General features: G+C 59.0%; 30 protein-coding genes. 5 read left to right on the forward strand and 25 right to left on the reverse strand.

The genetic code is table 11. From position 1 onward, the window contains the following. Positions 1-2: 2 nt before the first annotated feature. The 23 genes from recA to HX855_RS23940 form a co-directional block, all read right to left on the reverse strand. Positions 3-1,055: a recombinase RecA gene (gene recA / locus HX855_RS23830; protein WP_177084820.1), complete on the reverse strand. Its 1,053-nt coding sequence runs from the start codon at positions 1,053-1,055 to the stop codon at positions 3-5. Positions 1,056-1,138: 83 nt separating this feature from the next. Then, complete coding sequence (locus HX855_RS23835) at positions 1,139-1,639, reverse strand: CinA family protein (RefSeq protein ID WP_177084818.1); 501 nt, start codon at positions 1,637-1,639, stop codon at positions 1,139-1,141. A 71-nt stretch (positions 1,640-1,710) separates the two neighbouring features. Beyond that, complete coding sequence (locus tag HX855_RS23840; protein ID WP_177084816.1) at positions 1,711-2,214, reverse strand: lysis system i-spanin subunit Rz; 504 nt, start codon at positions 2,212-2,214, stop codon at positions 1,711-1,713. Next, the gene (locus tag HX855_RS23845) at positions 2,202-2,759 is read right to left on the reverse strand and encodes a glycoside hydrolase family 19 protein (protein WP_177084814.1); all 558 of its coding nucleotides are present in this window, start codon (positions 2,757-2,759) and stop codon (positions 2,202-2,204) included. The genes HX855_RS23840 and HX855_RS23845 overlap by 13 nt, the downstream gene beginning before the upstream one ends. A 29-nt stretch (positions 2,760-2,788) precedes the next feature. Then, complete coding sequence (locus tag HX855_RS33930) at positions 2,789-2,941, reverse strand: tail fiber assembly protein (protein ID WP_177084868.1); 153 nt, start codon at positions 2,939-2,941, stop codon at positions 2,789-2,791. Beyond that, the gene (locus tag HX855_RS23855; protein WP_177084812.1) at positions 2,934-3,944 is read right to left on the reverse strand and encodes a contractile injection system protein, VgrG/Pvc8 family; all 1,011 of its coding nucleotides are present in this window, start codon (positions 3,942-3,944) and stop codon (positions 2,934-2,936) included. The genes HX855_RS33930 and HX855_RS23855 overlap by 8 nt, the downstream gene beginning before the upstream one ends. 9 nt (positions 3,945-3,953) lie before the next feature. Beyond that, positions 3,954-4,166: a tail protein X gene (locus tag HX855_RS23860; RefSeq protein WP_177084810.1), complete on the reverse strand. Its 213-nt coding sequence runs from the start codon at positions 4,164-4,166 to the stop codon at positions 3,954-3,956. Continuing rightward, positions 4,159-4,542, reverse strand: coding sequence for a phage tail protein (locus tag HX855_RS23865; RefSeq protein ID WP_177084808.1), 384 nt, complete (start codon positions 4,540-4,542; stop codon positions 4,159-4,161). Before HX855_RS23865 ends, HX855_RS23860 begins: the two co-directional genes overlap by 8 nt. Then, positions 4,542-5,969, reverse strand: coding sequence for a tail tape measure protein (locus tag HX855_RS23870; RefSeq protein ID WP_177084806.1), 1,428 nt, complete (start codon positions 5,967-5,969; stop codon positions 4,542-4,544). Before HX855_RS23870 ends, HX855_RS23865 begins: the two co-directional genes overlap by 1 nt. A gap of 128 nt (positions 5,970-6,097) precedes the next feature. Beyond that, positions 6,098-6,679: a phage tail assembly protein gene (locus HX855_RS23875; protein WP_177084804.1), complete on the reverse strand. Its 582-nt coding sequence runs from the start codon at positions 6,677-6,679 to the stop codon at positions 6,098-6,100. Between the two features lie 168 nt (positions 6,680-6,847). Further along, complete coding sequence (locus HX855_RS23880; protein WP_177084802.1) at positions 6,848-7,354, reverse strand: phage major tail tube protein; 507 nt, start codon at positions 7,352-7,354, stop codon at positions 6,848-6,850. Then, complete coding sequence (locus HX855_RS23885) at positions 7,354-8,520, reverse strand: phage tail protein (protein ID WP_177084800.1); 1,167 nt, start codon at positions 8,518-8,520, stop codon at positions 7,354-7,356. The genes HX855_RS23880 and HX855_RS23885 overlap by 1 nt, the downstream gene beginning before the upstream one ends. A gap of 2 nt (positions 8,521-8,522) precedes the next feature. After that, positions 8,523-8,696 carry a hypothetical protein gene (locus HX855_RS23890; RefSeq protein ID WP_177084798.1) on the reverse strand — a complete coding sequence of 58 codons (174 nt, stop codon included), beginning with the start codon at positions 8,694-8,696 and terminating at the stop codon, positions 8,523-8,525. A gap of 88 nt (positions 8,697-8,784) precedes the next feature. Further along, positions 8,785-9,087 (reverse strand): hypothetical protein, encoded by a 303-nt coding sequence (locus tag HX855_RS23895; protein ID WP_177084796.1) that lies wholly within the window; start codon positions 9,085-9,087, stop codon positions 8,785-8,787. Continuing rightward, complete coding sequence (locus tag HX855_RS23900; protein ID WP_177084794.1) at positions 9,088-9,873, reverse strand: phage tail protein; 786 nt, start codon at positions 9,871-9,873, stop codon at positions 9,088-9,090. 47 nt (positions 9,874-9,920) lie between these two features. Continuing rightward, a complete protein-coding gene (locus tag HX855_RS23905; RefSeq protein ID WP_177084792.1) occupies positions 9,921-10,451 on the reverse strand; it encodes a hypothetical protein in 531 nt (176 codons plus the stop codon). Beyond that, positions 10,448-11,176 (reverse strand): phage tail protein I, encoded by a 729-nt coding sequence (locus HX855_RS23910; protein WP_177084790.1) that lies wholly within the window; start codon positions 11,174-11,176, stop codon positions 10,448-10,450. Before HX855_RS23910 ends, HX855_RS23905 begins: the two co-directional genes overlap by 4 nt. Continuing rightward, a complete protein-coding gene (locus HX855_RS23915) occupies positions 11,173-12,168 on the reverse strand; it encodes a baseplate J/gp47 family protein (RefSeq protein WP_177084788.1) in 996 nt (331 codons plus the stop codon). The genes HX855_RS23910 and HX855_RS23915 overlap by 4 nt, the downstream gene beginning before the upstream one ends. Then, a complete protein-coding gene (locus HX855_RS23920) occupies positions 12,165-12,497 on the reverse strand; it encodes a phage baseplate protein (RefSeq protein ID WP_003208675.1) in 333 nt (110 codons plus the stop codon). The genes HX855_RS23915 and HX855_RS23920 overlap by 4 nt, the downstream gene beginning before the upstream one ends. A 12-nt stretch (positions 12,498-12,509) precedes the next feature. Further along, a complete protein-coding gene (locus tag HX855_RS23925) occupies positions 12,510-13,118 on the reverse strand; it encodes a phage baseplate assembly protein V (protein ID WP_177084786.1) in 609 nt (202 codons plus the stop codon). A gap of 3 nt (positions 13,119-13,121) precedes the next feature. Then, positions 13,122-13,637: a hypothetical protein gene (locus tag HX855_RS23930; protein WP_177084784.1), complete on the reverse strand. Its 516-nt coding sequence runs from the start codon at positions 13,635-13,637 to the stop codon at positions 13,122-13,124. A 22-nt stretch (positions 13,638-13,659) separates the two neighbouring features. After that, a complete protein-coding gene (locus tag HX855_RS23935) occupies positions 13,660-13,998 on the reverse strand; it encodes a phage holin family protein (protein ID WP_177084782.1) in 339 nt (112 codons plus the stop codon). A 595-nt stretch (positions 13,999-14,593) separates the two neighbouring features. Further along, positions 14,594-15,328 (reverse strand): XRE family transcriptional regulator, encoded by a 735-nt coding sequence (locus HX855_RS23940; RefSeq protein ID WP_177084781.1) that lies wholly within the window; start codon positions 15,326-15,328, stop codon positions 14,594-14,596. Positions 15,329-15,721: 393 nt separating this feature from the next. On the opposite strand from HX855_RS23940, the gene HX855_RS23945 reads away from it, so the two are divergent. The 3 genes from HX855_RS23945 to HX855_RS23955 are packed head-to-tail and all read left to right on the forward strand — an operon-like array spanning position 15,722 to position 17,568. After that, positions 15,722-16,210 (forward strand): type VI secretion system tube protein Hcp, encoded by a 489-nt coding sequence (locus HX855_RS23945; protein ID WP_177084779.1) that lies wholly within the window; start codon positions 15,722-15,724, stop codon positions 16,208-16,210. A 9-nt stretch (positions 16,211-16,219) separates the two neighbouring features. Beyond that, a complete protein-coding gene (locus HX855_RS23950; RefSeq protein ID WP_177084777.1) occupies positions 16,220-17,194 on the forward strand; it encodes a hypothetical protein in 975 nt (324 codons plus the stop codon). Next, the gene (locus HX855_RS23955; protein WP_177084775.1) at positions 17,191-17,568 is read left to right on the forward strand and encodes a hypothetical protein; all 378 of its coding nucleotides are present in this window, start codon (positions 17,191-17,193) and stop codon (positions 17,566-17,568) included. Before HX855_RS23950 ends, HX855_RS23955 begins: the two co-directional genes overlap by 4 nt. Before the next feature lie 87 nt (positions 17,569-17,655). On the opposite strand, the gene HX855_RS23960 is transcribed toward HX855_RS23955, so the two are convergent. Next, entirely contained in the window at positions 17,656-17,913 is a 258-nt protein-coding gene (locus HX855_RS23960; protein ID WP_177084773.1) for a hypothetical protein, read from the reverse strand. 131 nt (positions 17,914-18,044) lie between these two features. Between HX855_RS23960 and mutS the strand changes: the two genes are divergently transcribed. Together mutS and fdxA are read left to right on the forward strand one after the other, a co-directional pair. Next, on the forward strand, positions 18,045-20,624 hold the full coding sequence (gene mutS, locus HX855_RS23965) for a DNA mismatch repair protein MutS (RefSeq protein ID WP_177084771.1): 2,580 nt from the start codon (positions 18,045-18,047) through the stop codon (positions 20,622-20,624). Between the two features lie 142 nt (positions 20,625-20,766). Further along, positions 20,767-21,090 carry a ferredoxin FdxA gene (gene fdxA / locus HX855_RS23970; protein WP_177084769.1) on the forward strand — a complete coding sequence of 108 codons (324 nt, stop codon included), beginning with the start codon at positions 20,767-20,769 and terminating at the stop codon, positions 21,088-21,090. 496 nt (positions 21,091-21,586) lie between these two features. On the opposite strand, the gene apbC is transcribed toward fdxA, so the two are convergent. Then, the gene (gene apbC, locus HX855_RS23975) at positions 21,587-22,681 is read right to left on the reverse strand and encodes an iron-sulfur cluster carrier protein ApbC (protein WP_177084767.1); all 1,095 of its coding nucleotides are present in this window, start codon (positions 22,679-22,681) and stop codon (positions 21,587-21,589) included. Positions 22,682-22,819: the final 138 nt, after the last annotated feature.

Here is a 22,819-nt window from a genome sequence, read left to right on the forward strand (position 1 = left end):
GCTCAGATGTCAGCGTCGGCCATGTCGTCAGCCGTTTCCCGGGTGGCCGTCGATTTGACGTCGGCAGTCGGGGTCAGCAGTTTGTCGCGGATCTGCTTTTCAAGCGCCGTGGCAATCTCAGGGTTGTCCTGCAGGAACTTGGCCGAGTTGGCCTTGCCCTGGCCGATCTTGCTGCCGTTATAGGCATACCAGGCACCGGACTTCTCGACGAAGCCGTGCAGCACGCCCAGGTCGATCATCTCGCCGTTCAGGTAGATACCCTTGCCGTAGAGAATCTGGAACTCGGCCTGACGGAACGGCGGAGCCACCTTGTTCTTCACGACTTTAACGCGGGTTTCGCTACCGACAACCTCGTCACCTTCCTTCACCGCGCCGGTACGACGGATGTCCAGACGGACCGAAGCGTAGAACTTCAGCGCGTTACCACCGGTGGTGGTTTCCGGGCTGCCGAACATCACGCCGATCTTCATCCGGATCTGGTTGATGAAGATCACCAAGCAGTTGGCGTTCTTGATGTTACCGGTGATTTTACGCAGGGCCTGGGACATCAGGCGCGCTTGCAAGCCTACGTGCATGTCGCCCATTTCGCCTTCGATTTCAGCCTTGGGTACCAGGGCTGCCACGGAGTCGATGACGATCACGTCGATGGCGTTGGAGCGCACCAGCATGTCGGTGATTTCCAGCGCTTGCTCACCGGTGTCCGGCTGGGAAACCAGCAGGTCGTCAACGTTGACGCCCAGCTTGCCGGCGTATTCCGGGTCCAGGGCGTGCTCGGCATCGACGAACGCACAGGTGGCGCCCATTTTTTGTGCCTGGGCAATCACCGACAGGGTCAGGGTGGTTTTACCGGAAGATTCAGGACCGTAGATTTCAACGATACGGCCTTTTGGCAGGCCGCCAATGCCGAGCGCGATGTCCAGACCCAGAGAGCCAGTGGAGATAGCCGGGATCGCCTGACGGTCGTGATCGCCCATACGCATTACGGCACCCTTGCCGAATTGACGTTCGATCTGACCCAGGGCCGCAGCCAAGGCTTTCTTCTTGTTGTCGTCCATTAAAGTCCTCACGTAATCAATAAGGCCTGGCGGCCAACACCTGTATAAGTAGACAGTATTGTTCCACAAAGATCCGTGATCGCCTACCCCTGATTTTCTATTTCTGCTGCAGCTCGTCGCAACAAGCCCTCTAGCGCGGCCTTTACCGTTTGTCGGCGGACCTCGTCGCGGTTGCCGGGGAAGTGTTCGAGCTCGGCGGTTATCTCCTCGCCAACCCCAAAGGCCAGCCATACCGTGCCCACCGGCTTGTCCGGCGAACCGCCATCGGGGCCGGCCACACCGCTGACCGCCACGGCAAAACGCGCCAGGCTTTTCTCCTGGGCCCCCCGCACCATGGCCTCCACCACGTCGCGGCTGACGGCCCCGACTTTGGGAAACAGGGCTTCCGGCACATTCAACTGCCGGGTCTTCTGCCGATTGGAATACGTGACATAGCCCGCTTCGAACCAGGCCGAACTCCCGGGAATCCGCGTGATCGCCTCGGCGATACCGCCGCCGGTACAGGACTCGGCCGTGGTGACGTGGGCATTGAGTACCTGCAAGCGTCGGCCAAGTTCTGCGGCGAGTTGAGTAATTTCCTTCACGGTCGTCTCCTGGAGTGGGCGGGCGTTTGCCTACCCTACAGGAGACGATGGGCCATGCAAGTTACAAGAGACTAACGCGCGACAGCCCGGACATACGCCTGGCAGGCACGCAAGGCGATCAGCGCGTTATCACCGTCGTCGGTGATGCCGATAATTCGTTGAGCATGCGCCGGGTCAAGTCGGGCTCGCGTGGCTGCATGAACCACGCTGCCGGGGGTGGTGGTGGCTGGCATTGGGCAGCCGTCGTTGGGGTCGAGAAGGACTGACAACCGCACATCAGCATTGGCCAGGCGATCCCGCAGGTGAGCCTGATCGCGTTGCGCATCGGAAAGCTCCCGGGTGTGTTGTTGGTCGCTGGCGCTGAGCTGTTGCTCCAGTGCTAGCCGTTTGTCCTGTTCGGCCTTGTGTTGACGTACCGCCGCCTCGTTTTGCTGGCTGAGGATTTCAGCGTGCAGCGCCTCTTGGTGCTCAAGTTGCAGGCCATACCGCCAGGCTTGCACCTGCCACGCAATACCCGCCGACACAGCCAACAACAGCAAAAAGCCCAGCAGGCGATACGAACTCAGGCTACCCATAGCACCGCCTTCGCTCGCGCCCACAACTGCATACGGTTCTCCAGACCGTTAAGGCCGCCATTGATGCGCCGGGTAATGGTGGTGAACTGGTCCTTGTCAGCCAACTCGTTCAAGCCATTGCTCTGCCAGAACCACGCGGCGGATTCGCACGCCCATTGCGGCTGTTCCAGCAACTCCGGCTGCTGCAACAGACGCTCATCACCGAACAACGCTTGGCTGCACGTCAGGTAGTTACGCCGTCCGGTGATCTGGATCAGACCGCGGCCGCAGTACTTCTGGCCGTCGCCATCGGCTTCAGGTGAATTGCCCAGGCGGGCTGCCAGGGTGCCGGTGTCGTATTTGCTGAGGTATTGATCGCTACCCAGTTCACGCAAGTAACGCAGTTCGCCGGATTCGTGGCCGATTTGGGCGAGGAAGGCGGCGATGCGTTTTGGACCTGTGATCTGATGTTTAACCATTGCCTCGTTTAGAGCAGAAACAAAAACGCCGGCGAGGCGGCCGGCGTTCTGGAATATCTGCTGGAGTTGCTGTTGTGTCATTGACATGAATTTCCCAACTAACTGATATGAGGATCTCAGGCAGGTGCTACCGGCCAACTGACATCCGCAGGAAACTGTTGGTCAATCCGGTTCAACGCGACTCGGTACCGCCTCCGCTTCTTGAGGTTGCCAGTAGCACCTCGCCAAAGCGCTCGCGGATGGTTTGCCGAAGCAGTGCCGCTAGACAGTCAAGCCACTGGCGACAATCGAACTGCGATAGCCCGTCTTCGGCACCCCGCTATGCGTCACCGTTTTGATCGACCATCGCCCTTGCATATACGTCGGCCAGGTCTCGTCCAGCAGCAAAAGGCCTTCGGCCGCCAGCAATGGGTTACCCGGGCAATCAATGGTGAGTGTTCGCCCCTTAAGGCTGGCCCGACCCAACTCGCGCTCCGCCACCACCCGGGCTTCATTTTCGCTCTGGTAGCGCTGGCGCAAGACGGTAAACGGGGCAACGCCAACCTGGACCACCCGCAGTTTTGCTGCCGCCGCATCCCACCAACTGGTTTGGCAGCCTGCGTATTTGGCGCGGGCTTTTTCCTCAAACTTGGCGCTGATAAAGGCCTGCTCGCCGGGACGGTTGCTCTGGGTCACGGAGAGTTTTACCTCCGGCAGCATCTGGCCAGACAGCGTTTTGACCTGCCCGCTGTCGGCCAATACATACAGCTCGTTGAAGGGCTTGCTGACCCCACCGTATTTCCCGGCGAGCCGCGTGATAAAGGCCATGTCGCTTTCGTTGGACTGATCGATATGGGGAATGAAAATACCCTCCAGGCTCGGCGCAACACGGGGTGAAAAGCCGTGGCGGGTCACCAGTTGGCGAAACAGTGCTCCCAGGGTTGTCGGCCCATAACTGGCAGACCGGCGCTGCCGGTAGCCGGTTTCATCCAGCACGCTGAAGGGGGCTGCCGTGGCCCCCACCACCAGGCGCATGGGAAAGAGGAACGGCGTTAGATGGGTCACCACAAACTCGCCCTTTTCCACCAGCCCCGTTTCCAGGTAGCCGGCCCGGAAACCGATCTTCCCGCTCAGGCTCGGCAAGCCTTCCAGGCCCTCGATGTTGAGGGTCAGTTCCAACTGGTCAGATTCAATGCCGGTGGTATCCGTATGGTTCCACTGCATGATTCGTTCGTTGAGCAGCGCCGCATTGGCGCCGTAGAACTCGACGACCGGGGTAAATCCCATTGCCATGAAACCTCCTTAATCCCAGGCCAGAACCGGGCGCACTGCCGCCGGCCGGGACTCCACTTCGGGCACGATGACCCAGACACCCGCCGGCAAGACCGGACCCTGCTCGGCGAGGTCGGGATTCAAGCGCCAGAGGTTTTCTTCAGCCATGTCGTCGCAGCGACCCAGCTCACGGTAGAGCAGCAGGTTGACCGAATCACCGGCAAGACTTCGTACTCTACGCATTGACGAATTCCTCCAGCACCAGTGTCCAGCCGATCACCAGCGCGGTGCCGTCATCGATCACGCAGGACTGATCTTCCGACACCGTCATGATGCGCCACAAGCCCCAGTTGCGACCGATACCGTCCACCAGCGGCAGTGGCGCTCGACCATTCTGCAAGGCACGCAACTCATCCAGCCGTTGCATGCCCACGGCATAGGCGGCTTTACCTGTGAACGTAAGTTTTTCCAGGCTTTGCCCCTTCTGCCGCGACAGGGGTTTGCTGGCAATGATCTCCAGATTTTCCCAGCCTCCGTCAGCGAGTCGGTTGAGGCCGGAATAGGCAAACCCGCGTGACAACCCGAAGATAAAATCCCCCAGTACCATTTGCTGTCGCATCAGGCATATCCCCCTAAATCTGTCAGCGCCGCGTTACGCCGTGTGCTCAAGGCGTCGGTCAGTGTCGGTATGGCTTGGTATTGCAGCGCCTGAATCACGCCATCGATGATGGGTTGGGCATCGGCAAGGTTTACACCGCTGATCTGGATGCTAGGCGCGAGGGTGATCTGCAGGTTGTCGGCGCTGGCGCTGTTGAGTTCCTTGCTCAGCGCATTCGGCGCTGGCAGACGATCGCTTGGGCCGAACAATTTGTCGCCAAGCCAAGTGCCCGCCTCACTGCCCAGCAAACCACCGATTACACCGCCGACAGCGGTGCCGACACCAGGGAAAATCAAGGTACCGACAGCGGCGCCAGCGGAGGCGCCCGCCCAGGCACCGCCTGCGGTACTGAGGCCGGAGGCGACCGCTTTTGCGTCGCCATTGCGTACGCCCTGTACCACATCCATGGCGGTGTCGACGTACTTCAACGGACCGAGGCGGCGGGTGCCTGCCGATTCCAGCTTGGCAAACGCTCCCGACAAACTCGCGGCGAGCCCTTTGCCCGCACCGCGCGCCATAGGCCGGCTGGCCGGCGGCGCCGCGTAGGAGGCAAACGAACTGCCAGGGAGATGGGTCGACGCCTGGGCCGCCTGTTTGGCAGAGAACGGAGCAAGCGGCTGGCCCATGGCGTTGAGCTGGGGTGTGGCAGTTGCCGAGGGAGGAAGACGTTGCTGCTTGAGATCCGCCAACTTGCCATCGACGGATGCCGCCGGTCCACGTGGAACTGTTTGCCCTGGTTTGGGAAGCTTGACGCGCCGGTTCTTCATATTCCCGGGGGGGCGAGCTTTGTCTTTCTTCCGGAGCGTCTCTCCAATGCTTTCGGGAAGCTGTGCAGTCGCCGTTTCAAGGAGGCCGGCTGTGCCAGGGCAACATTGCTTGTCGCCGCCCTTGTCCTTGCCTTTATCAAGCCCCCCGTCCTTGAACAGTTTCCCGACTCCGGGAATCTTGCCGAGGGTCACATCGACCACATTGCCCATCACTCGGGTCTTGATCGTATCCCACAGGCTCGACCCCAAGTCCTTCCCGAGATCGGCCCCTGCCTTGAGGCCCTTGTCCACCCAGGAATTGGTCGTCAGTGCCGGTTCTTTCTGTTCGCTTTTCGGTGCATTAGAGGCGGCATCAGCTGTCTTGGTCGCCAGCGAATCCCCGTTAATGAACAACGTGCTGTTGAGGGTTTCCAGGGTCTCGCGCAGCCGTACCTGCTCCAGGGCCAAGCCGTTGATTTCCAGGCTGGCGCTGGCCAGCGCCAGGACAAGATCAGTCTGCCCGGCAGGCACCGCATCAAGGGAGGAGGGTCCAGTCAAGTCCTGGGCCGCCGGTGACAGGTCCGCCGAAAGCCCTCGGTCATACGTCTGCCCGGCAAACGCCAGTGCATAGTTAATTTGCATCCCGCTCTACTCCTGTTTGATGCCAAGGCGAGTGATCGCGATGTCGTAGCGGCGTAAGGCTTTTCCGACTTCCCAGTCCAGGATCTCCGCTTCGTTTACCAAGTAAACCAGCGGCACGACGTCGAGGATTACTTCGATATCGCGCTCCGAAAGAAGGCCGCCGGTTGATTTAAAAAATCGTCGATGCGCTCCTGCAGTTCGGTCCAGTCGGGCACGGTCAGGTCCGCCAGGTCGGGGATCATCAAGCCGCTGCAATGAGCGGTGATGAACTCGGCGCGCTCTTTGGCCGTGGTGAGTTTTTTCATCACTTTGGTGGCGCGCAGGGCGGGCATTTCCAGGGTCACCGCGGTCAGTGTGCGGCCGGCCGCGTTGAGCGGCAGCAGCAGCTTCACCTGTTCGGTGGTGATTGAGTCGCTTGGTTCGCGGGCTTCGTCCAGGAAGAACGAGGCCGGACGGGTTGACATGTCATGCACGTATTGGGCGATGGTCACGTAGTCCGGGCGCTTGAGCTGGTCGAGCTCTTTTTCCGACAGGCCGGTGGCGAGTTTCGCCAGTTCAAAAAACTGGCCGTCCTCGTCGTCACCGGCCCGGGCCAGCGCGTCTTTCTGCGCGGCGTAGTACAGCGGCTTGAGTTGCACCTGCTCGATTGTCGCGCCGGTGTCGGCGGTGATCGGGGACAGCAGGATGTGCAGCGGTGGCATCCAGGCCATGGGGCTATTCCTTGATGAGAAAATATCTGCAAAGCAACACCGGTCCATGTGGGAGCGGGCTTGCTCGCGAATGCGGTCTGTCAGTCACACCTGTATTGACTGACCCTGCGCATTCGCGAGCAAGCCCGCCCCCACCCTGTCGGTGTTCACTTCAGGCGCCGTGGAGGCTTAGGGCATCAGCACTGCGCGGCGGGCATCACCGAGGATGTCGACGCCGTTGAGCACGAACTTCTGGGTGCGCACGTCGATGTCGATCACCGGGATGCCGTTTTCCAGGCGGGTGTAGGTGCGGCAGGACAGCTCCAGGGTGGTGGTTGCTTTCTCACCCATTTTCAACTTGCCCTCCTCAAGGATTTTGAGCTTGCCGCCGACGGTGTGATAGGTGAAATAGGTCCGGCCATCCTGATCCTGGCCGGCTTCACGCACGTTCAGCAGGATGTCGTCACCCAGCCGCACACCCAAGGCCAGCATGATTTCCGGGCCGGCGCCTTGCAGGATCAACTTGGCACCCAGCGCCTTGGCGCTCTTGGCCATTTCCTCGACGATAAAACGCCCGCCCGTCATGAGTTCCATGTCGAACTCGATTTTCGGCGGGGTGAATTCTTCCACGGTGGCCGACAACGGCAGGCCTTGGAGGGTGGCCGCAATGGCCTGTCTGACTCGGTTGGTAAACATTAGAGAACGTCCTCCAGGAACTGCTCGATGATTTCATCACGGGCGTTGAGTTGATAAATCATGTGTTCGTTCGGCGCGTAGCGGCCGTAGTCGATGACGATGAACCAGGTGCCGTTCTTGTACTTCTCGACACTGTTCAGTTCCGGGTGCAGGTACACGCTGCCGCCGGGGATGGTTTCGTCGGCCACCAGAGTTTGCAGCCAGTCGTTGATGCGCTTGACCTCCTGGTCCATGAAGGACTTGGTGAGGTTCTTGGCCATGGCTTTCTGGCCGGCCTTGACCAGCTTGCGGCTGATGGCGTCTTCCAGGCCCACGTAGCTGATGAACTTGCCGGTGATGGAGCGGTTACCCAGCAGCGAGAAGCCGCCGAGGATGGTGCGGGCGTAGTAGCTCACGCCGTAGCGGTTAAGCAGGTCGCCTTCAGTGGAGGTGTCGAGGATGTTGTACTCAACCACGCGGGAAACGTCTTCGGCGAACGTCACCTGATTGCCCGGGCTTTCCCATTGCTTGACCTTGGCCAGTGCCGCGATGGCCAGGGACGACGGCGCCAGGAACACATTTTTCTTCGCAGCCTTGGAGTACACCGACGGCATGTTGTGCACCAGCAGGCAACGGTCGAAACCGAGGTCGGCACCGCCCAGTTCGCCGCTGTAGGTCACTTGGTCGGCAACGGACGCGTCCTTGCCATCCAGCACCACACGGGCCTTGATGCGCTTGCCGAAGGAAGCGAATTCGCCGGCCACGGCCTTGGTGCCGGTGAAGCCCGGGGCGCCGATGATGGTCAGGTCTTCGGGGACGCTGGCCAGGGCGGCGAGGCCCAGTTTGCGGCCGGTCACCGGCTCTTCACCGCCGATCACGTTATTGAGGGTGTCGGCCGGGGTGGTGCCCTCGTCGACGATCACCACGTAGACCGGCACCTTGACCACTTTGAGGATCTGGTACACGGCGTGGAACAGCGTGCCGGTCTCGGCGCCGGTGGGGTCCAGCAACGCCTGGGTGGTGAAGCTGTTGATGCGGAACGGGGCGTTTTTCGGGATCGACGCGTGGGCATTGGGGGCAGTGCCCACCAGGCCGATCACGTTATCACCCAGGCCACCCATGGCCTCGGGGGATTCAGTGGCATTCACGGTGATGCCGTTGTGCTCGAAGTTCAAAACCTCAGCCATGATCAGTCAGCCTTCTTGGGAGTGGAGTTGAGGACGCTGGTGAGCTCCAGGCGGCCAGCGGTGCGCAGGGCGCAGGCTTCGACATCCAGCAGGTCGAGTTCCTGACCGACGGTGGACCAATGGCCGGCGCCGGTGGGGAACGGGATGAGGACGGTGTATTTCTGACGGTTTGGCATTTGCGAAATTCTCCAGACGCAAAACGCGAAAGCCCCTGGAAGAGGGGCTTTGGGCGGGCGAAAAAAAACCGCTTTCGCGGTGTGTGGTTCAGGTGCGATCAGGCAATGGATAAAGTGCTTTGATCTCCGCAACTTTGTCGCGCCACGCCTTTTCTTTTTCAGGAGTTTCGTCGTATTGCCATTCAAGGAACAGCGGGTCAGCTTCAGTCACATACAGGGTGCGACGCGCCGCGATGGAACTCTCTAGCTGAGTGGTTTTCGCGGCCTCAATGCAAAGCTGTTCTGCTTGTTCGACGGAAAAACCAAGATTTTTGAGAATCTCAACATCCGCTGGAATATTGATCAGCTGCTCACCTGCAGGTGTCACGGCAGTTTTAATAGAAAGCGTCATTCAAACCCCCTTCGATGCATAGATTTTGTCGTTGTCGTAGGAGTACGCCAACCGCTTCTCGGGCAACGTTGCTCCCAAGACCGCGTCAGCATCTACCAAACGATACGGTCGAACGCACCAACGAATCTCCCAATCACCTTGAGTACTTTCGCCAATAGCCACCTCGCTATCGGAGCGGCTGAAACCAACAGCGCCGGCAAACGATTTAGTCACCGTGTACCCCAATCCTCCGCGCAAATAAACACCGGAATGCATTGCCGCCTGAATTACTTGACCGTCTGCTACATCTTGATACAACGGCCTGACGCCCGTGATATGTCGTGCAACACAGATCATCCCGAAACTTACACCTCGAACCGACTCCCGGTAAGTTTGAGAAATACGCTTAATACTCAATAAATTACCGTCGCCGTTCCAGATGTAACCGCAACCCTCCATCTGCAAATTCAGCCCCGCGATATGATAGACACCCTTACCAAAAGGTTCTAACTCTTGATCACGACTGTAGATCCGGGAAAGAGTAATTTCTGTTTCACCACTCTCATTACCTGGCATCGTCCACCAGACAGGATAAAACGTATCGGTCGGTAGCCCTGTTAGATCAATTTCCTGTTTATAAAGCGCGCGACCATTAATATCTTTGGCTTGCACACTATTACGCCAAGCTGTGAACTGACTCGATGCAGCCTCTACTTGCGCATCAATTTTTCCAATCTGGTTAGTCACCGTTTCCGTCAGCTTATTACACGCATCTACAACTTTCGTGATAGTCGTTTCAATTCCCATCATCCACTCCCTGTCAATTAATCTTTCCAGCACTTTTGTCAGTGCAGCTACTTCGTTTCGAGATGCATAACCCGCAACATCAGATCAACGTGACGAGACATATTGCCAACCGAAGCCGCCGCCATGATTGCGATCTCTTCAGCCATCAATACATTCAGGTTTTCACTCCCCACAACTATCATCACGCTATCCGCCGGCAACGGCGAAATATCCAACGTGAACTTCTGCAGCACCCGAGCCGCCGCAGCTTTATACGTTAGCAACTTCCCCGCCACGGAATACACCGCCAACAAAGTCCCACTGGCAAGGTAAAAACCGAACTCGCCAATCTCATACTCAGCCTCACCATCAAACAGCGCGGCCATCCTGAGTTGCCGGTCGCCCAAGTCCTCGTAGTCCACAATCGCCACCCGCTGGCGCTCATCACGCAGGGCAACTTCAGTGCCGTCGGGGTTGTACCGGCCGGTGCCGGCGCCGATGTGGGTGATTTCGCCTTTCAAGCCCTGGTTCTTTGCCTGCAGCACTTCATCCAATCCCTTGGAGGTGAAGCGCACCAGGCGTGTAATTTCATCTGTCATGTCTGCGCCCTGAGGTCGTAGTCGTTAAGGGTGTAGTGCCGGGCAACCCCGGCACTGTTAAGCCGGGCCGCCAGCCCGAATTCAGGCAGCACGCCACACAGCTGCAACTCACCATCGCTTAGTGGTGTGTGAGCCACGCTGCTGCACACCAGTGCCCCCTGTAACTTCACCTCGGGCAGTGCGCCGGGCGGGCTTTCATCACCGATGTTCAACGCCGGATCAGCGGCCGCGGCAACACGTAAACCCTGGGAGGTCTCGTGCACGATGGTGATCGTGCCCAGGTCCCGCTCGCTCTTGGCCGCGTTGATGCGGCGGATCAAACGGTTGTGATCACCGCTGGACCAACTGCGACCGATGATTGCCTGCACGTCAAAGGTGTAAGGCAAACCGGTTGGCCGCTGTTGATACCAGGCGCTGAGGTTGGGGGTGAAACCCAGCGATTCGACGGCGTAGCTCAACGCCTTGGGCGTACCGGCCTGACGCTGGATCTGCCAGGACAAGGCCACGGTGAGGCGCTTCTCCGATTCGCTGGCATCGGCATCCCATTCACTGACGCCGCGATCAGCGGCCAAGTAGGGAAGGAATTCAACCGGCGTCTGCAACGGGTTCATCAATGCCGGGAAGGGCGGAGTAACCCGGTCGAGCAACTGCCCGAACCCCAAGTCCAGCGCCTTCTCCAACGGCGAACTGTTAGCGGGCAGCAAGCTGCTTTTTCGCTCACTCATAGCGTGCGCACCTCCACCTCGACACCCGTGCAATACGGGGCCTGGAATGCCGTGCTGACAATCGGCTCCAGCGGTTCAAGGATTTGCAGTTGGGCAGCGCCTGCCGAGTGGATGGCGTAGTCGATCCAGCTCGGGTCCACCCGGCCTTCCAGGCGATGACAAGACTCTGCATAGTCTTGCAGCAGTTTCTGGGCGGCGACTTGAGTGAGCCCGGAATCCGGGCCGGGGTTGATCTTCGCCACTACGCGAATTTTGTAGCGCAGGATCTGAGCCGCCTGCACCGTGACGAGATCCGTTTCCGGCCGCACATCAGGCCGGGCGAAATGCCGGCGTACACCGTCGAGCAGATCAGCAGGTGGCGTGCCATCGCCGTCTCGGGCCAAGACCGTCACCATCACTTCACCCGGCGCGGTGCGACGGCCGTTGCCATCCTTGACCCGAGCCGCATAGCCGTCCGGGTCGAAGGTATAAGTGACCGTCACCACCCCGGGCGTAGCACTTTGCACTTTCACCGATGGACGCTCACCCAGGGTGAAAACCTCCCGGCGATACTGCATGCGCGAGCCTGCCGCTGGAGCATGGGGCGCGAGGTAGTAACGCAGTCGGGCGTCATCGTCGCTCTCCAGCGTCGGCGGCACTGGCGGGAAAGCCGCCGGGTCACCGGGGTCCAGCACCTGGCGCTCCAGGCCCATGTCGGCCAGGCGTGCGTCGAGGTTGCTGCCGGTGGCCCACCACGCCAGCATCTGCTTGATGCGGGCGTTGTATTTGCGCTCGTGGGTTTGCAGGCGAACGCAAAAAGCTTCGAGCGCCAACGTCAGCAACTCGCTTTCGTTCTCCAGGCTGACCTTGAGCTTGGCGGCATTTTCCGGCGCACGGGTGGCGACGTAATCAACGACAAACGCCTTGAACTCCGCCAACAGCGGTTCGAACTCGTCGACGGCAATGATCGCCGGCTCGGCCAACTGGTTCTGGCCGGGTATCAGCATGCTCATGTCACCACCTCGAAGGATTGTTTGCGGTTTTTCCAGGTGCCGGCAAAGCGCAACAACAGGCCGGCGCCCTGGCGGTTGGCAACGATGACTTGCGGCTCGAAGTCGGCGATGCCGTTCTGTGGGTTGTAGAACGCCTGGGCGGCATGGCTCTGGGCGAGAATCAGCAAGTCATCACCAAGGTTTTGCCCGAGCAGTTGGGGGATCATCGAGCCGTACAGCGGACGCTTCTGGCGGGTGCCTAACGGCGTGGTCAGCGCTCGGGTGGCGCGCTGGACGAATTGCAGCCAGTCATCAACGGCCGCCCCGGTGTTCCGATCGATTCCAATCATGGGATGTCCTTATCAGGGGCTGATGACCCGGCCTTGGTGGTCCACCACCGGGCCGGTGAAGTGCGCGCCGCCGGCATCCAGCAACAGGCTCGTACCGCCGACTTGCAGCGTGATGCCCTGGGCGCTCATCGTGAGGCCGGCGGCGCCGACCTTGATGTCGACCTGTTCGCGGGAACCGATGAACGTGGTGGGGCCATTGACCCAGTTGAAGGTGTGGCTGGCGTCGTCGTAGTCGCTTTGGGTACCGTCCTGATGGCGCCGCCGGGTCAGCGTCGGAACGCTGGAGACCGGCGGAAAACGGTCGCTGTTCAAACCGAACAAGGCCACCGATTGCGCCCCGCCCTCCCCGCCGCCGTAATTGAGCAGCAAGCATTGCTCGCCCACTGACGGGATGCGGGTTTCCGTCTGTGCACCGGCGCTGGGGTTGAAAAAGCGGATCGCCGGGGTGAGCAAGTCGCCGTGGCTGACCTTGCAGGTATTGCTGGCGGCGTCGACCTCCTGGCACACGCCGATGCGGCAGAAACTGTCGGCGCGGCGATACAGGTCTTCGAGCTGAGATTCCATTTCAGCCAGGCGCTCGATGATCGGTCCCAGTTGCATGCGTAACAGCGCGTCGAACATGGGCTACTCCGCCAGTGGTTTGTATTGGTCGGGGTCATCGATGTTCGAGACTTCCCAGGTGCAGGCGAACAGGGGTTTGCCGGTGGGATCGTTGAGCAACGGCGGTCCGATATAGAGGGTTTGGGTGAAGGTGACGGTCCAGGTGTCGTAGTCCGTTTCTGCGGTGGTGCGTACTGAGGGCGCGGCGACGATATTGGCCGGCAGGTCGCACTGGTCCTGCGGCAGGCTCCAGCGGTTATCCAGCACCAGGTCCATCAGTTGGCTGGCCAGGTCGCAGGCATCAAAGGGCAAGGCACCCGGGGCGACCATGGCCTTGAGTGAGATCCCCAGGGCATGAGCCTTGCGCCCTTCACGGGAACGGACGCCCGGGCCATTGCCTTCGACGGTGATCAATACACCGGTGTTATCCCCGGTGCCCTGGAAGTCCTGATGATTGCCGACCTTAAGGTCCGGGAAGGCAACTTGCAGCGCATCTTTAATGGCCTGGGGCAGTTGGGAGGGTCTTTCGATAAGCGTCATTTAAGTAGCGTCCTTGCAACGGTTACTGCGGGTCCTGACGGGTGCCTTCGTTGACGCCGATGCGCTTGGCCGCCCAGCGTTCATAAAGGCCGATGGCCACGTCGGCGCCGGCCATGGCGGTCAGGCAACCAATGGCGCCGGCCGTCCAGATCGACATGCCGGCGGCGTAGCACAGCATCAGGGCTGAGACCCCGCAGACCATGCACGCCCCGGAGCGCAGGGCCAGGCGCCGTATCAGCGACCAACCTCGAGCGCCTTCCTTGTCGGCGCGCCACATTTCTCCGGAAACACCGCCGATCAGGGCCAGTGCGATCACCAGCCAGATAGGCATTTCCGCTAACGCTTGCTGCTCGTTTGTCATGTCACGCCTCCTGGCTGAGCATTACCGGCGCAGTGCCGGGTGTTGGGTAATTCCATTTATAGGTAGGCATTCCAAAAAGCCCGGTTGCCCGGGCTTTTCAGTAATGATGTCCTCGAACGTTCGGCGCTACTGGCGCGGTACGGTTCTTTCCTCAATGTTTTTCCGACCACGATCCCTGTCTGCCGGATAACTGCTTCTGGTGCTTTACGCTGCACACCCGGGCCAGTTGCCAACCCTCTGAACCGTTAAGGCCGGTTCATCGCTGCCTGTTCTTGAAGCGGTTTGAAACTAAAGAGCGTCGGCATCCTTGCCGGTGTTGCCTGGCATCCGTGCCATCGCTTCGATGGCGTCCTTGCCGGTGTTGCGTAACGTCCTTGTCTTCCTTGGCAGCATCCTTGCCGCCTCCACCAGGCCTTCTTGGCTGGCTTGAGATGAAGAATATGCATGTATGCATATACAGTCAATGCACAAATGCATTTATTTTTGCTCGACTTATGCATGAGTGCATTTCCAGCCTGATGGGCAAGGGGTTTGGAGGTTTTGCATGGGCGAAAAAAAGCCCGCTCATGGGCGGGCTTTGTCTTACGCGAATGGGTCAGCGGGCGTACATGCCCCACCAGAAGACATGACCGAGGATGCTGATCTGTTCATCCTGGATGTCCTGGAAGCTGTAGTCCTCATCCGGATGTTCATCGCGGTTGAAGCTGCGCAGGCGAATCCCGGAGGGCAGGCGGTAGAGCTGTTTCACCCGCAGTTGGCCGTTGTGATTGATGGCATACAAGTCGCCATCGACGATGTCGCCGATCCCGCACTTGCCCGCGTTGACGCCGACGGTCGCGCCATCACGCAGCACCGGCAACATACTGTTGCCGCGCACCGTCACGCACTTGGCCTGGTCGAACTGCACACCGTTATGCCGCAGACTGCGCTTGCCGAATCGCAGGCTGGCCTTCTCGCTTTCCTCGATGACGAATCTTCCTGATCCAGCAGCCAATTCAACCTCGCGCAGAAAGGGGATCGACACCTCGTCATCATTAACGGGGGTGTCGTCGTCCCACAGGCTTATGTCCTTGAGTTCCGAATGCATCGGGTCGCGCTCGTCCGACCGCGCCGGCACCAGGGCCGCGCGCCCGCGCAGCTGGTCGGTGCTGACCTGGAAGTAATCGGCGATGCGCGAGATGTGCTTGTCCGACGGGTCAACGATCTTGCCGCTGAGGATCCGGGACAGCGTGGATTGAGGCACGCCGGTACGCCGGTGAAGCTCCGTGGGGGAGATCCGGTCGCGGTCCAGCAGCTCTCTTAAGACGATAGAAACGTTGCGTTTTTGCATAACGCGGATAGTGCAGGCAGTTTTGATGCTTGGCAAATGCTAATTTGCATATTTAATGCATTGAACGTTCGCGTCAGCTGCAATCGTGGAGCCAATGTTGGCTACGAGACCGATAACCAGAATCAAGGTGTAGGTTTGACCACAACCGCCAAAATTACGGATGCCCCAGGCGGATTTCTTGTCGTAGCAAGTGGTGAGGCATGCCTTAACACCAAAACTGATAGGTCGACGTCCTCGGCCGGCTGCGATATCGCGAAAAGATCAACCGGGTATTCGCCTGGATCGCACAAGTTGAGCAGCATCACTTCTGAACTGCAGCCGTGATTTACTGTCGTACGCTGGCTCTACGCCACATTAGCGAGTAACCCATTGGCTACCAAGGAGAGGTACAAAATGGCTTTCGACGCCTTTATTCAGATCGCAGATATCCCTGGCGAAGCGCTAGACGAAAAGTACAATAAATGGATAGAAATTACCGGCTATAACTTCGGCGTTAGTCAAAGCACCTCCGCCACTGCCAGCTCCTCTGGTGGCGCATCATCCGGTCGTACCACCATGACCAATTTCACCTTCACAAAACACTTGGATAGCGCCAGTTGCAAGCTAATGGAGGCCAGCTGCGCGGGTCAGCACTTGAAGGAAGTGAAACTGGTGTTATGCCGCGCAAGCACCGATAAACTCAAATACTACGAGGTAGTGCTTGAAGAAGTGATCATCGCTGATTACACCCAGAGCGCCAGTTCCGGCATCCCCATGGAAATCGTACAACTCAACTACGGTCGCATCAAAACAACCTATACCCTGCAGAAGCGCGTCGATGGCACAGCAGGCGGTAACACGACCGGCGGATGGGACCGAATCAGCAATAAAAAGTATTCGTGAGGTTCGACCATGGCCGAAGCACTTTCCTTTATCAACTCCAGAACGCAGACCTTCGACTCTCAGAAAGCTAGCCTTGCACTACCAAAGAATACCAAGGGCAAGTTCATTTCCCTCAACTCCCACATCTCGAGCGGAGTTGTCCTTGCCGGTGAGGTCGTGATCGTCGGGGACGCCTCCACTCCATCGTCTACCGCTCAGGAAGCCTTCCTGATGGCAAAAGCTGCCGAAGTGCATACGGCGTTGTTGGTTAACGGGGTGGGAGCAGATGACTTTTTTCTTGAGCATTTTGAGCTGCTTAAGCAGGCGATCTCCTACACGTCCATGGGGATAGGCGCGGCCAGTGATAGCTGGGCCAAACATATGGACGACATTAAAAAAACGCTTCAGGACATTGAAAATCTTTATCGGAGACACGTCAGCTCAGGCACCATTACTCAACGAGACGTTTTCTATGCGAAGCGAACAGAGTTGTTCATGAAGCTTGATAAACAGCTGGATAATTTTCTGGCCTACGGTTCCGGACTGCGCAAGGAAGGCTCGATCAAAAGACTGCTCGGGCTTTCAACCAAAAGCTATATGCATACTGCAGAACTCGCGGGGTACACAGATAAGGTATCCGGTGTGGCAATGGCCTCCAAGTGGATAAAACGGGGAGCCTATATTGGGACCGCGCTTGAAGTAGGCTCCACCGCAATTTCAATTCATAAAGCTTGTGCGTTAGGGCGCGAGGAGCAATGCAAGAGAGCAAAATATGTTGAGGGGAGCTCTCTGGTCGGGAGTATAACCGGAGCGGGGGGAGGCGGAGCTCTCGGCGGCCCCATAGCAGGAGGCATATGTTTGCTGGGGCTAGGTATCACAACAGGTCCAGGTGCATTGGCCTGCACCGTTATAGGAGGTGCAGCGGGTGGATGGGTGGGAGGCGAAGGGGGTAAGTGGATCGGCGAGAAAATTGGAAAGTATATTTATGGGAAAGTTACAGAATGACAAACATCCCAATAGGCCTGATTGGTATTTTTATAATATTACCGATGATTATTAATCTAATTGTAACAGCTGTGATTGCGCATAAATATGTTGAGACCATAGAAAGCCATCTACCAAACTGCTCTTTTGTATCAACCATTAGAGAGGCATGGTCAGGTGGCGGCGTACTCGGAAAGCTTATTCGAGGTGGGGTGATGACAATAGTCATGATGATGCCGAATCTGTGCGCCAAAAAAGGCATAATTGATATCAACGAGATGAATAGACTGCCCGTTTTCTACAAAAGACTATTAATCATTCCGATGCTTATAACTTTTACTCTATTCACTGCCATGATGGCGTTGAGGATCGCTGGATATCTATTAGGGCTTTGAAATGATTCAATAGTTAATTGGTAGTTACCAAATCGGCGATCTCAAAGATCAAGTACCTGACCTGATCAAGCCGCTCGAGGCATTAATTCAATTCACACGTTCAAGGCGCTCGGCTGACTGCTCAACAGTCGTTTCGAATTGGTCGGCCCGGGCTTTTTCTTCCCCATGGCGCTGCAGTTCCAGTGGGTGCTGAGTCTGGCGCCAGCGCGAGATCTGCCGGTCGACCGCCTGGTCGTAGTCCAGGGCTGACATGTTGTGTTGCGGGAAGTCCTGCACGGCATCCCACGCGGCCTGATCGAGGCGAAGTACCTCGCGGTGCCTGGTGTAGCGAAGCGAGTCGTGCACAATGGACTGAATGAATCCGGAGTACACACCAGATTTGCCGTCTCATGACCGGCAAGGCATGCGGAAAATTTTCCCTGTAGTATTAGACAGATGTACATCTTCAAATAGACAGGCAGAGCTGAAACCACCGTATGACCGACCTTTCCAGCCACACTCCGATGATGCAGCAGTACTGGCGCCTGAAAAACCAGCACCCTGATCAGTTGATGTTCTATCGCATGGGCGACTTCTACGAGATCTTCTATGAAGACGCGAAGAAGGCCGCCAAGTTGCTGGACATCACCCTGACCGCGCGCGGGCAGTCGGCCGGGCAGGCGATTCCGATGTGCGGGATTCCCTATCATTCGTTGGAAGGTTACCTGGTTAAACTCGTGAAGCTGGGCGAGTCGGTGGTGATCTGTGAGCAGATCGGCGACCCGGCCACCAGCAAGGGCCCGGTTGAGCGTCAGGTGGTACGCATTATTACTCCGGGCACGGTGAGTGATGAGGCGCTGCTGGATGAGCGTCGCGATAACCTGATCGCAGCGGTACTGGGGGACGAGCGGCTGTTCGGCCTGGCAGTGCTGGATATCACCAGTGGCAATTTCACGGTGCTGGAGATCAAGGGCTGGGAAAACCTGCTGGCGGAACTGGAGCGCGTCAACCCGGTGGAGTTGATGATTCCGGATGACTGGCCAAAGGACCTGCCGGCGGAACGTCGCCGTGGGACCAAGCGTCGCGCGCCGTGGGATTTCGAACGTGATTCGGCGCTGAAAAGCCTGTGCCAGCAATTCTCCGTGCAAGACCTGAAGGGGTTTGGTTGCGAAACCCTGACCCTGGCCATCGGCGCCGCCGGCTGCCTGCTCAGTTATGCCAAGGAAACCCAGCGCACCGCCCTGCCCCATTTGCGCAGCCTGCGCCATGAGCGCCTGGACGACACGGTGGTGCTGGACGGCGCCAGCCGGCGCAACCTGGAGCTGGACACCAACCTGGCCGGCGGGCGCGACAACACCCTGCAATCGGTGGTCGACCGTTGCCAGACCGCCATGGGCAGCCGCTTGTTGACCCGCTGGTTGAACCGCCCACTGCGGGACCTGACGGTGCTGCAAGCCCGTCAAACCTCTATTACCTGCCTGCTGGATCGCTATCGCTTTGAAAAGCTGCAACCGCAGCTCAAGGAAATCGGCGATATCGAGCGGATCCTGGCGCGGATCGGCCTGCGTAACGCACGGCCCCGGGACCTGGCACGCCTGCGGGATGCCCTTGGCGCCCTGCCGCAACTGCAAGCGGCGATGACCGAACTGGAAGCGCCGCACCTGCAGCAGCTGGCAGTCACCACCAGCACCTACCCGGAACTGGCGGCGCTGCTGGAAAAAGCCATCATCGACAACCCACCCGCGATCATCCGTGACGGTGGCGTGTTGAAGACCGGTTACGACACCGAGCTGGACGAACTGCAATCCCTGAGCGAGAACGCCGGGCAGTTCCTGATCGACCTCGAAGCCCGGGAAAAAGCCCGCACGGGCCTGGCCAACCTGAAAGTCGGCTACAACCGCGTGCACGGCTACTTTATTGAGTTGCCGAGCAAGCAGGCCGAGCAGGCGCCGATCGATTACCAGCGCCGCCAGACCCTCAAGGGTGCCGAGCGCTTTATCACGCCAGAGTTGAAAGCCTTCGAAGACAAGGCCCTGTCGGCCAAGAGTCGCGCCTTGGCTCGGGAGAAGATGCTCTACGAAGCGTTGCTCGAAAGCCTGATCGACAAGCTGGCGCCGTTGCAGGACACCGCCGCCGCCCTGGCCGAACTGGATGTGCTGAGCAACCTCGCCGAGCGCGCCCTGAACCTTGACCTGAACTGCCCGCGGTTTGTCAGCGAACCGTGCATGCGCATCGTGCAAGGTCGCCACCCGGTGGTGGAGCAGGTGTTGACCACGCCGTTCGTCGCCAACGACCTGTCGCTGGACGACGACACCCGCATGCTGGTGATCACCGGTCCGAACATGGGCGGTAAATCCACCTACATGCGTCAGACCGCCTTGATCGTGCTGCTGGCCCATATCGGCAGCTTCGTGCCGGCAGCCAGCTGCGAATTGTCCCTGGTGGACCGCATCTTCACCCGGATCGGCTCCAGCGATGACCTGGCCGGTGGCCGTTCGACCTTTATGGTGGAAATGAGCGAAACCGCCAACATCCTGCACAACGCCACCGAACGCAGCCTGGTGCTGATGGACGAAGTGGGCCGCGGCACCAGCACCTTCGACGGACTGTCCCTGGCCTGGGCTGCGGCCGAGCGGCTGGCGCACCTGCGGGCGTATACGCTGTTCGCGACGCATTACTTCGAGCTGACCGTGCTGCCGGAAAACGAGCCGCTGGTGGCCAACGTGCACCTCAATGCCACCGAGCACAACGAGCGCATCGTGTTCCTGCACCACGTGCTGCCCGGCCCGGCGAGCCAGAGTTACGGCCTGGCCGTGGCGCAACTGGCGGGTGTACCGGCAGAGGTGATCACCCGCGCCCGCGAGCACCTGAGCCGCCTGGAAGAAACCGCCCTGCCCCACGAGATTCCCGTGGCCAGCCCGGCCAAAGCCAGCAACAAACCCAGCGCGCCGCACCAGAGCGATATGTTCGCCAGCCTGCCTCACCCGGTACTGGATGAGTTGGCTAAGCTTGATCTGGACGACTTGACGCCGAGAAAAGCGCTCGAAATGTTATATGCACTGAAGACTCGGATATAACGCAGACGCTTGCAAGCTGGTAGACTCTCGCGCGGTTTGGGATGCTGCGGGCTTTTAGCCTGGCCTGCAGACTATCGCTCCCGAACCTCGCGAGCCCTGCCACAAGGGGTTTCGCTGCCGCCGCCTGAGGAGAAAATTAGAAATGACCTTCGTCGTCACCGACAACTGCATCAAGTGCAAGTACACCGACTGCGTAGAAGTGTGTCCGGTGGACTGCTTCTACGAAGGCCCGAACTTCCTGGTCATCCACCCGGACGAGTGCATTGACTGCGCCCTGTGTGAGCCAGAATGCCCGGCCGTCGCGATTTTCTCCGAGGACGAAGTCCCGGCAGAGATGCAGGAATTTATTCAGCTGAACGTTGATCTGGCGGAAATCTGGCCAAATATCACTGAGCGCAAAGACCCGATGCCGGATGCGGCAGAGTGGGATGGCAAAAAAGGCAAGATCGCTGAACTCGAGCGCTGATAGCCTCGACGTCCTCCAAAAGGCCCCTTGCGGGCCTTTTTGCGTTTCTAGGGAGCGGGTTTCACTTTTCTACAGGCAAAAAAAAGGGGCGGTATGACCCGCCCACATTTTTTCCCTAGTCCCTGTGTTCCTTTTCATCGTCCTGATGAATCGCATCCTGCGAGGTTCCCTGAATCATCGTTCCGTGATGACTGTGTCAATCCGTGGACACAGGGCTGATCTTAGAGAGTTCCCGGGGAAGTTCAACGGGATCCAAATCGTGGAACGACAAGTTCCTGCGCTCAACAAACAATAAATAATTGTTATATTTCAATAAGATAGAAATATAGGCGCTTGATTCGAGGCGTCCGCACCGGCGAAAACCCCCAAACACTTACGAAAAAGTAAGTGAATGCTTACACCAGCAATTACGCAAAAGGGTAAAAAGTGATCCTTAAGGATTCGCCGGGCAAGAAAAAGCCCCGACAGAGTCGAGGCTTCTTTCCCATCGGATGGATCAGTCGTCGCTGACAGTGATGGTCGGCATCGCCTGGGCCTCGGCTTCCTGCAGGACGATGCGCGCCCCTACATGACGGGCCAGTTCCTGGTAGACCATGGCAATCTGGCCATCGGGCTCGGCAACCACCGTCGGCCTGCCGCCGTCGGCCTGCTCACGAATCCCTATGGACAGCGGCAACGACGCCAGTAGTTCAACCCCATACTGGGTCGCCAGCTTCTCGCCGCCGCCTTCACCGAACAGGTGCTCGGCGTGGCCGCAGTTGGAGCAAATGTGCACCGCCATGTTTTCCACCACGCCCAGCACCGGGATATTGACCTTGCGGAACATCTCCACGCCCTTGCGGGCGTCCAGCAGCGCCAGGTCCTGGGGCGTGGTGACGATTACCGAACCGGCCACCGGCACTTTCTGCGCCAGGGTCAGCTGGATATCGCCGGTGCCCGGTGGCATGTCGATCACCAGGTAGTCCAGGTTGCCCCAGTCGGTCTGTGTGACCAGTTGCAGCAACGCGCCGGAAACCATCGGGCCGCGCCACACCATCGGCGTGTTGTCGTCGGTCAGGAAGGCCATGGACATGACTTCCACGCCATGGGACTCGATGGGCACGAACCATTTCTGGTCCTTGATCTTCGGCCGGGTGCCTTCGGCGATGCCGAACATCACGCCTTGGCTCGGGCCATAGATGTCGGCGTCAAGAATGCCGACGCGCGCGCCTTCCCGGGCCAGGGCCAGGGCCAGGTTGGCGGCGGTGGTGGATTTACCCACGCCACCCTTGCCGGAGGCCACGGCCACCACGTTCTTGACGTTGGCCAGGCCCGGGATCTGCGCCTGGGCCTTGTGCGGGGCGATCACGCACTGAATGTCGACCTTGGCCGAGCCGACGCCGTCCAGGCCTTCTATGGCCATTTGCAGCATCTGCGCCCAGCCGCTCTTGAACAGACCGGCGGCATAGCCCAGCTCAAGCTGGACCGACACCTTGTCACCCTGTACGTCGATGGCCCGCACACACCCGGCGCTGACCGGGTCCTGGTTCAGGTAGGGGTCGGTGTACTGGCGAAGAACGGCTTCCACCGCTGCGCGATTGACGGCGCTCATGGGCTACTCCCGAAAAAGACTGACTAAAACAGGCGGCTATCCTAACCGTTCCAGCGCTCCAGCGGCACGCTTTCGGCCGCCAGGAAAATCCTGAAACAGCCGCACGGGGTGAAATAAATTTCCCGGCGCTTTATAGTG

The organism is Pseudomonas sp. IPO3778 (assembly GCF_013386825.1).
Classification (GTDB): Bacteria; Pseudomonadota; Gammaproteobacteria; order Pseudomonadales; family Pseudomonadaceae; genus Aquipseudomonas.

Bases quoted from the DNA above. Each gene is read 5' to 3' on its own strand.
- HX855_RS23955 (WP_177084775.1), top strand. From the start codon at position 17,191: ATGACAAACATCCCAATAGGCCTGATTGGTATTTTTATAATATTACCG.
- HX855_RS23945 (WP_177084779.1), top strand. From the start codon at position 15,722: ATGGCTTTCGACGCCTTTATTCAGATCGCAGATATCCCTGGCGAAGCG.
- HX855_RS23865 (WP_177084808.1), bottom strand. From the start codon at position 4,542: ATGCGACAGCAAATGGTACTGGGGGATTTTATCTTCGGGTTGTCACGC.
- HX855_RS23905 (WP_177084792.1), bottom strand. From the start codon at position 10,451: ATGACAGATGAAATTACACGCCTGGTGCGCTTCACCTCCAAGGGATTG.
- HX855_RS23950 (WP_177084777.1), top strand. From the start codon at position 16,220: ATGGCCGAAGCACTTTCCTTTATCAACTCCAGAACGCAGACCTTCGAC.
- HX855_RS23910 (WP_177084790.1), bottom strand. From the start codon at position 11,176: ATGAGTGAGCGAAAAAGCAGCTTGCTGCCCGCTAACAGTTCGCCGTTG.
- recA (WP_177084820.1), bottom strand. From the start codon at position 1,055: ATGGACGACAACAAGAAGAAAGCCTTGGCTGCGGCCCTGGGTCAGATC.
- apbC (WP_177084767.1), bottom strand. From the start codon at position 22,681: ATGAGCGCCGTCAATCGCGCAGCGGTGGAAGCCGTTCTTCGCCAGTAC.
- HX855_RS23855 (WP_177084812.1), bottom strand. From the start codon at position 3,944: ATGGCAATGGGATTTACCCCGGTCGTCGAGTTCTACGGCGCCAATGCG.
- HX855_RS23940 (WP_177084781.1), bottom strand. From the start codon at position 15,328: ATGCAAAAACGCAACGTTTCTATCGTCTTAAGAGAGCTGCTGGACCGC.
- HX855_RS23915 (WP_177084788.1), bottom strand. From the start codon at position 12,168: ATGAGCATGCTGATACCCGGCCAGAACCAGTTGGCCGAGCCGGCGATC.
- HX855_RS23885 (WP_177084800.1), bottom strand. From the start codon at position 8,520: ATGGCTGAGGTTTTGAACTTCGAGCACAACGGCATCACCGTGAATGCC.
- HX855_RS23845 (WP_177084814.1), bottom strand. From the start codon at position 2,759: ATGTCAATGACACAACAGCAACTCCAGCAGATATTCCAGAACGCCGGC.
- HX855_RS23930 (WP_177084784.1), bottom strand. From the start codon at position 13,637: ATGACGCTTATCGAAAGACCCTCCCAACTGCCCCAGGCCATTAAAGAT.
- HX855_RS23875 (WP_177084804.1), bottom strand. From the start codon at position 6,679: ATGGCCTGGATGCCACCGCTGCACATCCTGCTGTCCCCGATCACCGCC.
- HX855_RS23840 (WP_177084816.1), bottom strand. From the start codon at position 2,214: ATGGGTAGCCTGAGTTCGTATCGCCTGCTGGGCTTTTTGCTGTTGTTG.
- HX855_RS23860 (WP_177084810.1), bottom strand. From the start codon at position 4,166: ATGCGTAGAGTACGAAGTCTTGCCGGTGATTCGGTCAACCTGCTGCTC.
- HX855_RS23890 (WP_177084798.1), bottom strand. From the start codon at position 8,696: ATGCCAAACCGTCAGAAATACACCGTCCTCATCCCGTTCCCCACCGGC.
- HX855_RS23925 (WP_177084786.1), bottom strand. From the start codon at position 13,118: ATGTTCGACGCGCTGTTACGCATGCAACTGGGACCGATCATCGAGCGC.
- HX855_RS23880 (WP_177084802.1), bottom strand. From the start codon at position 7,354: ATGTTTACCAACCGAGTCAGACAGGCCATTGCGGCCACCCTCCAAGGC.
- HX855_RS23920 (WP_003208675.1), bottom strand. From the start codon at position 12,497: ATGATTGGAATCGATCGGAACACCGGGGCGGCCGTTGATGACTGGCTG.
- mutS (WP_177084771.1), top strand. From the start codon at position 18,045: ATGACCGACCTTTCCAGCCACACTCCGATGATGCAGCAGTACTGGCGC.
- HX855_RS23900 (WP_177084794.1), bottom strand. From the start codon at position 9,873: ATGGGAATTGAAACGACTATCACGAAAGTTGTAGATGCGTGTAATAAG.
- HX855_RS23935 (WP_177084782.1), bottom strand. From the start codon at position 13,998: ATGACAAACGAGCAGCAAGCGTTAGCGGAAATGCCTATCTGGCTGGTG.
- HX855_RS23870 (WP_177084806.1), bottom strand. From the start codon at position 5,969: ATGCAAATTAACTATGCACTGGCGTTTGCCGGGCAGACGTATGACCGA.
- HX855_RS23895 (WP_177084796.1), bottom strand. From the start codon at position 9,087: ATGACGCTTTCTATTAAAACTGCCGTGACACCTGCAGGTGAGCAGCTG.
- fdxA (WP_177084769.1), top strand. From the start codon at position 20,767: ATGACCTTCGTCGTCACCGACAACTGCATCAAGTGCAAGTACACCGAC.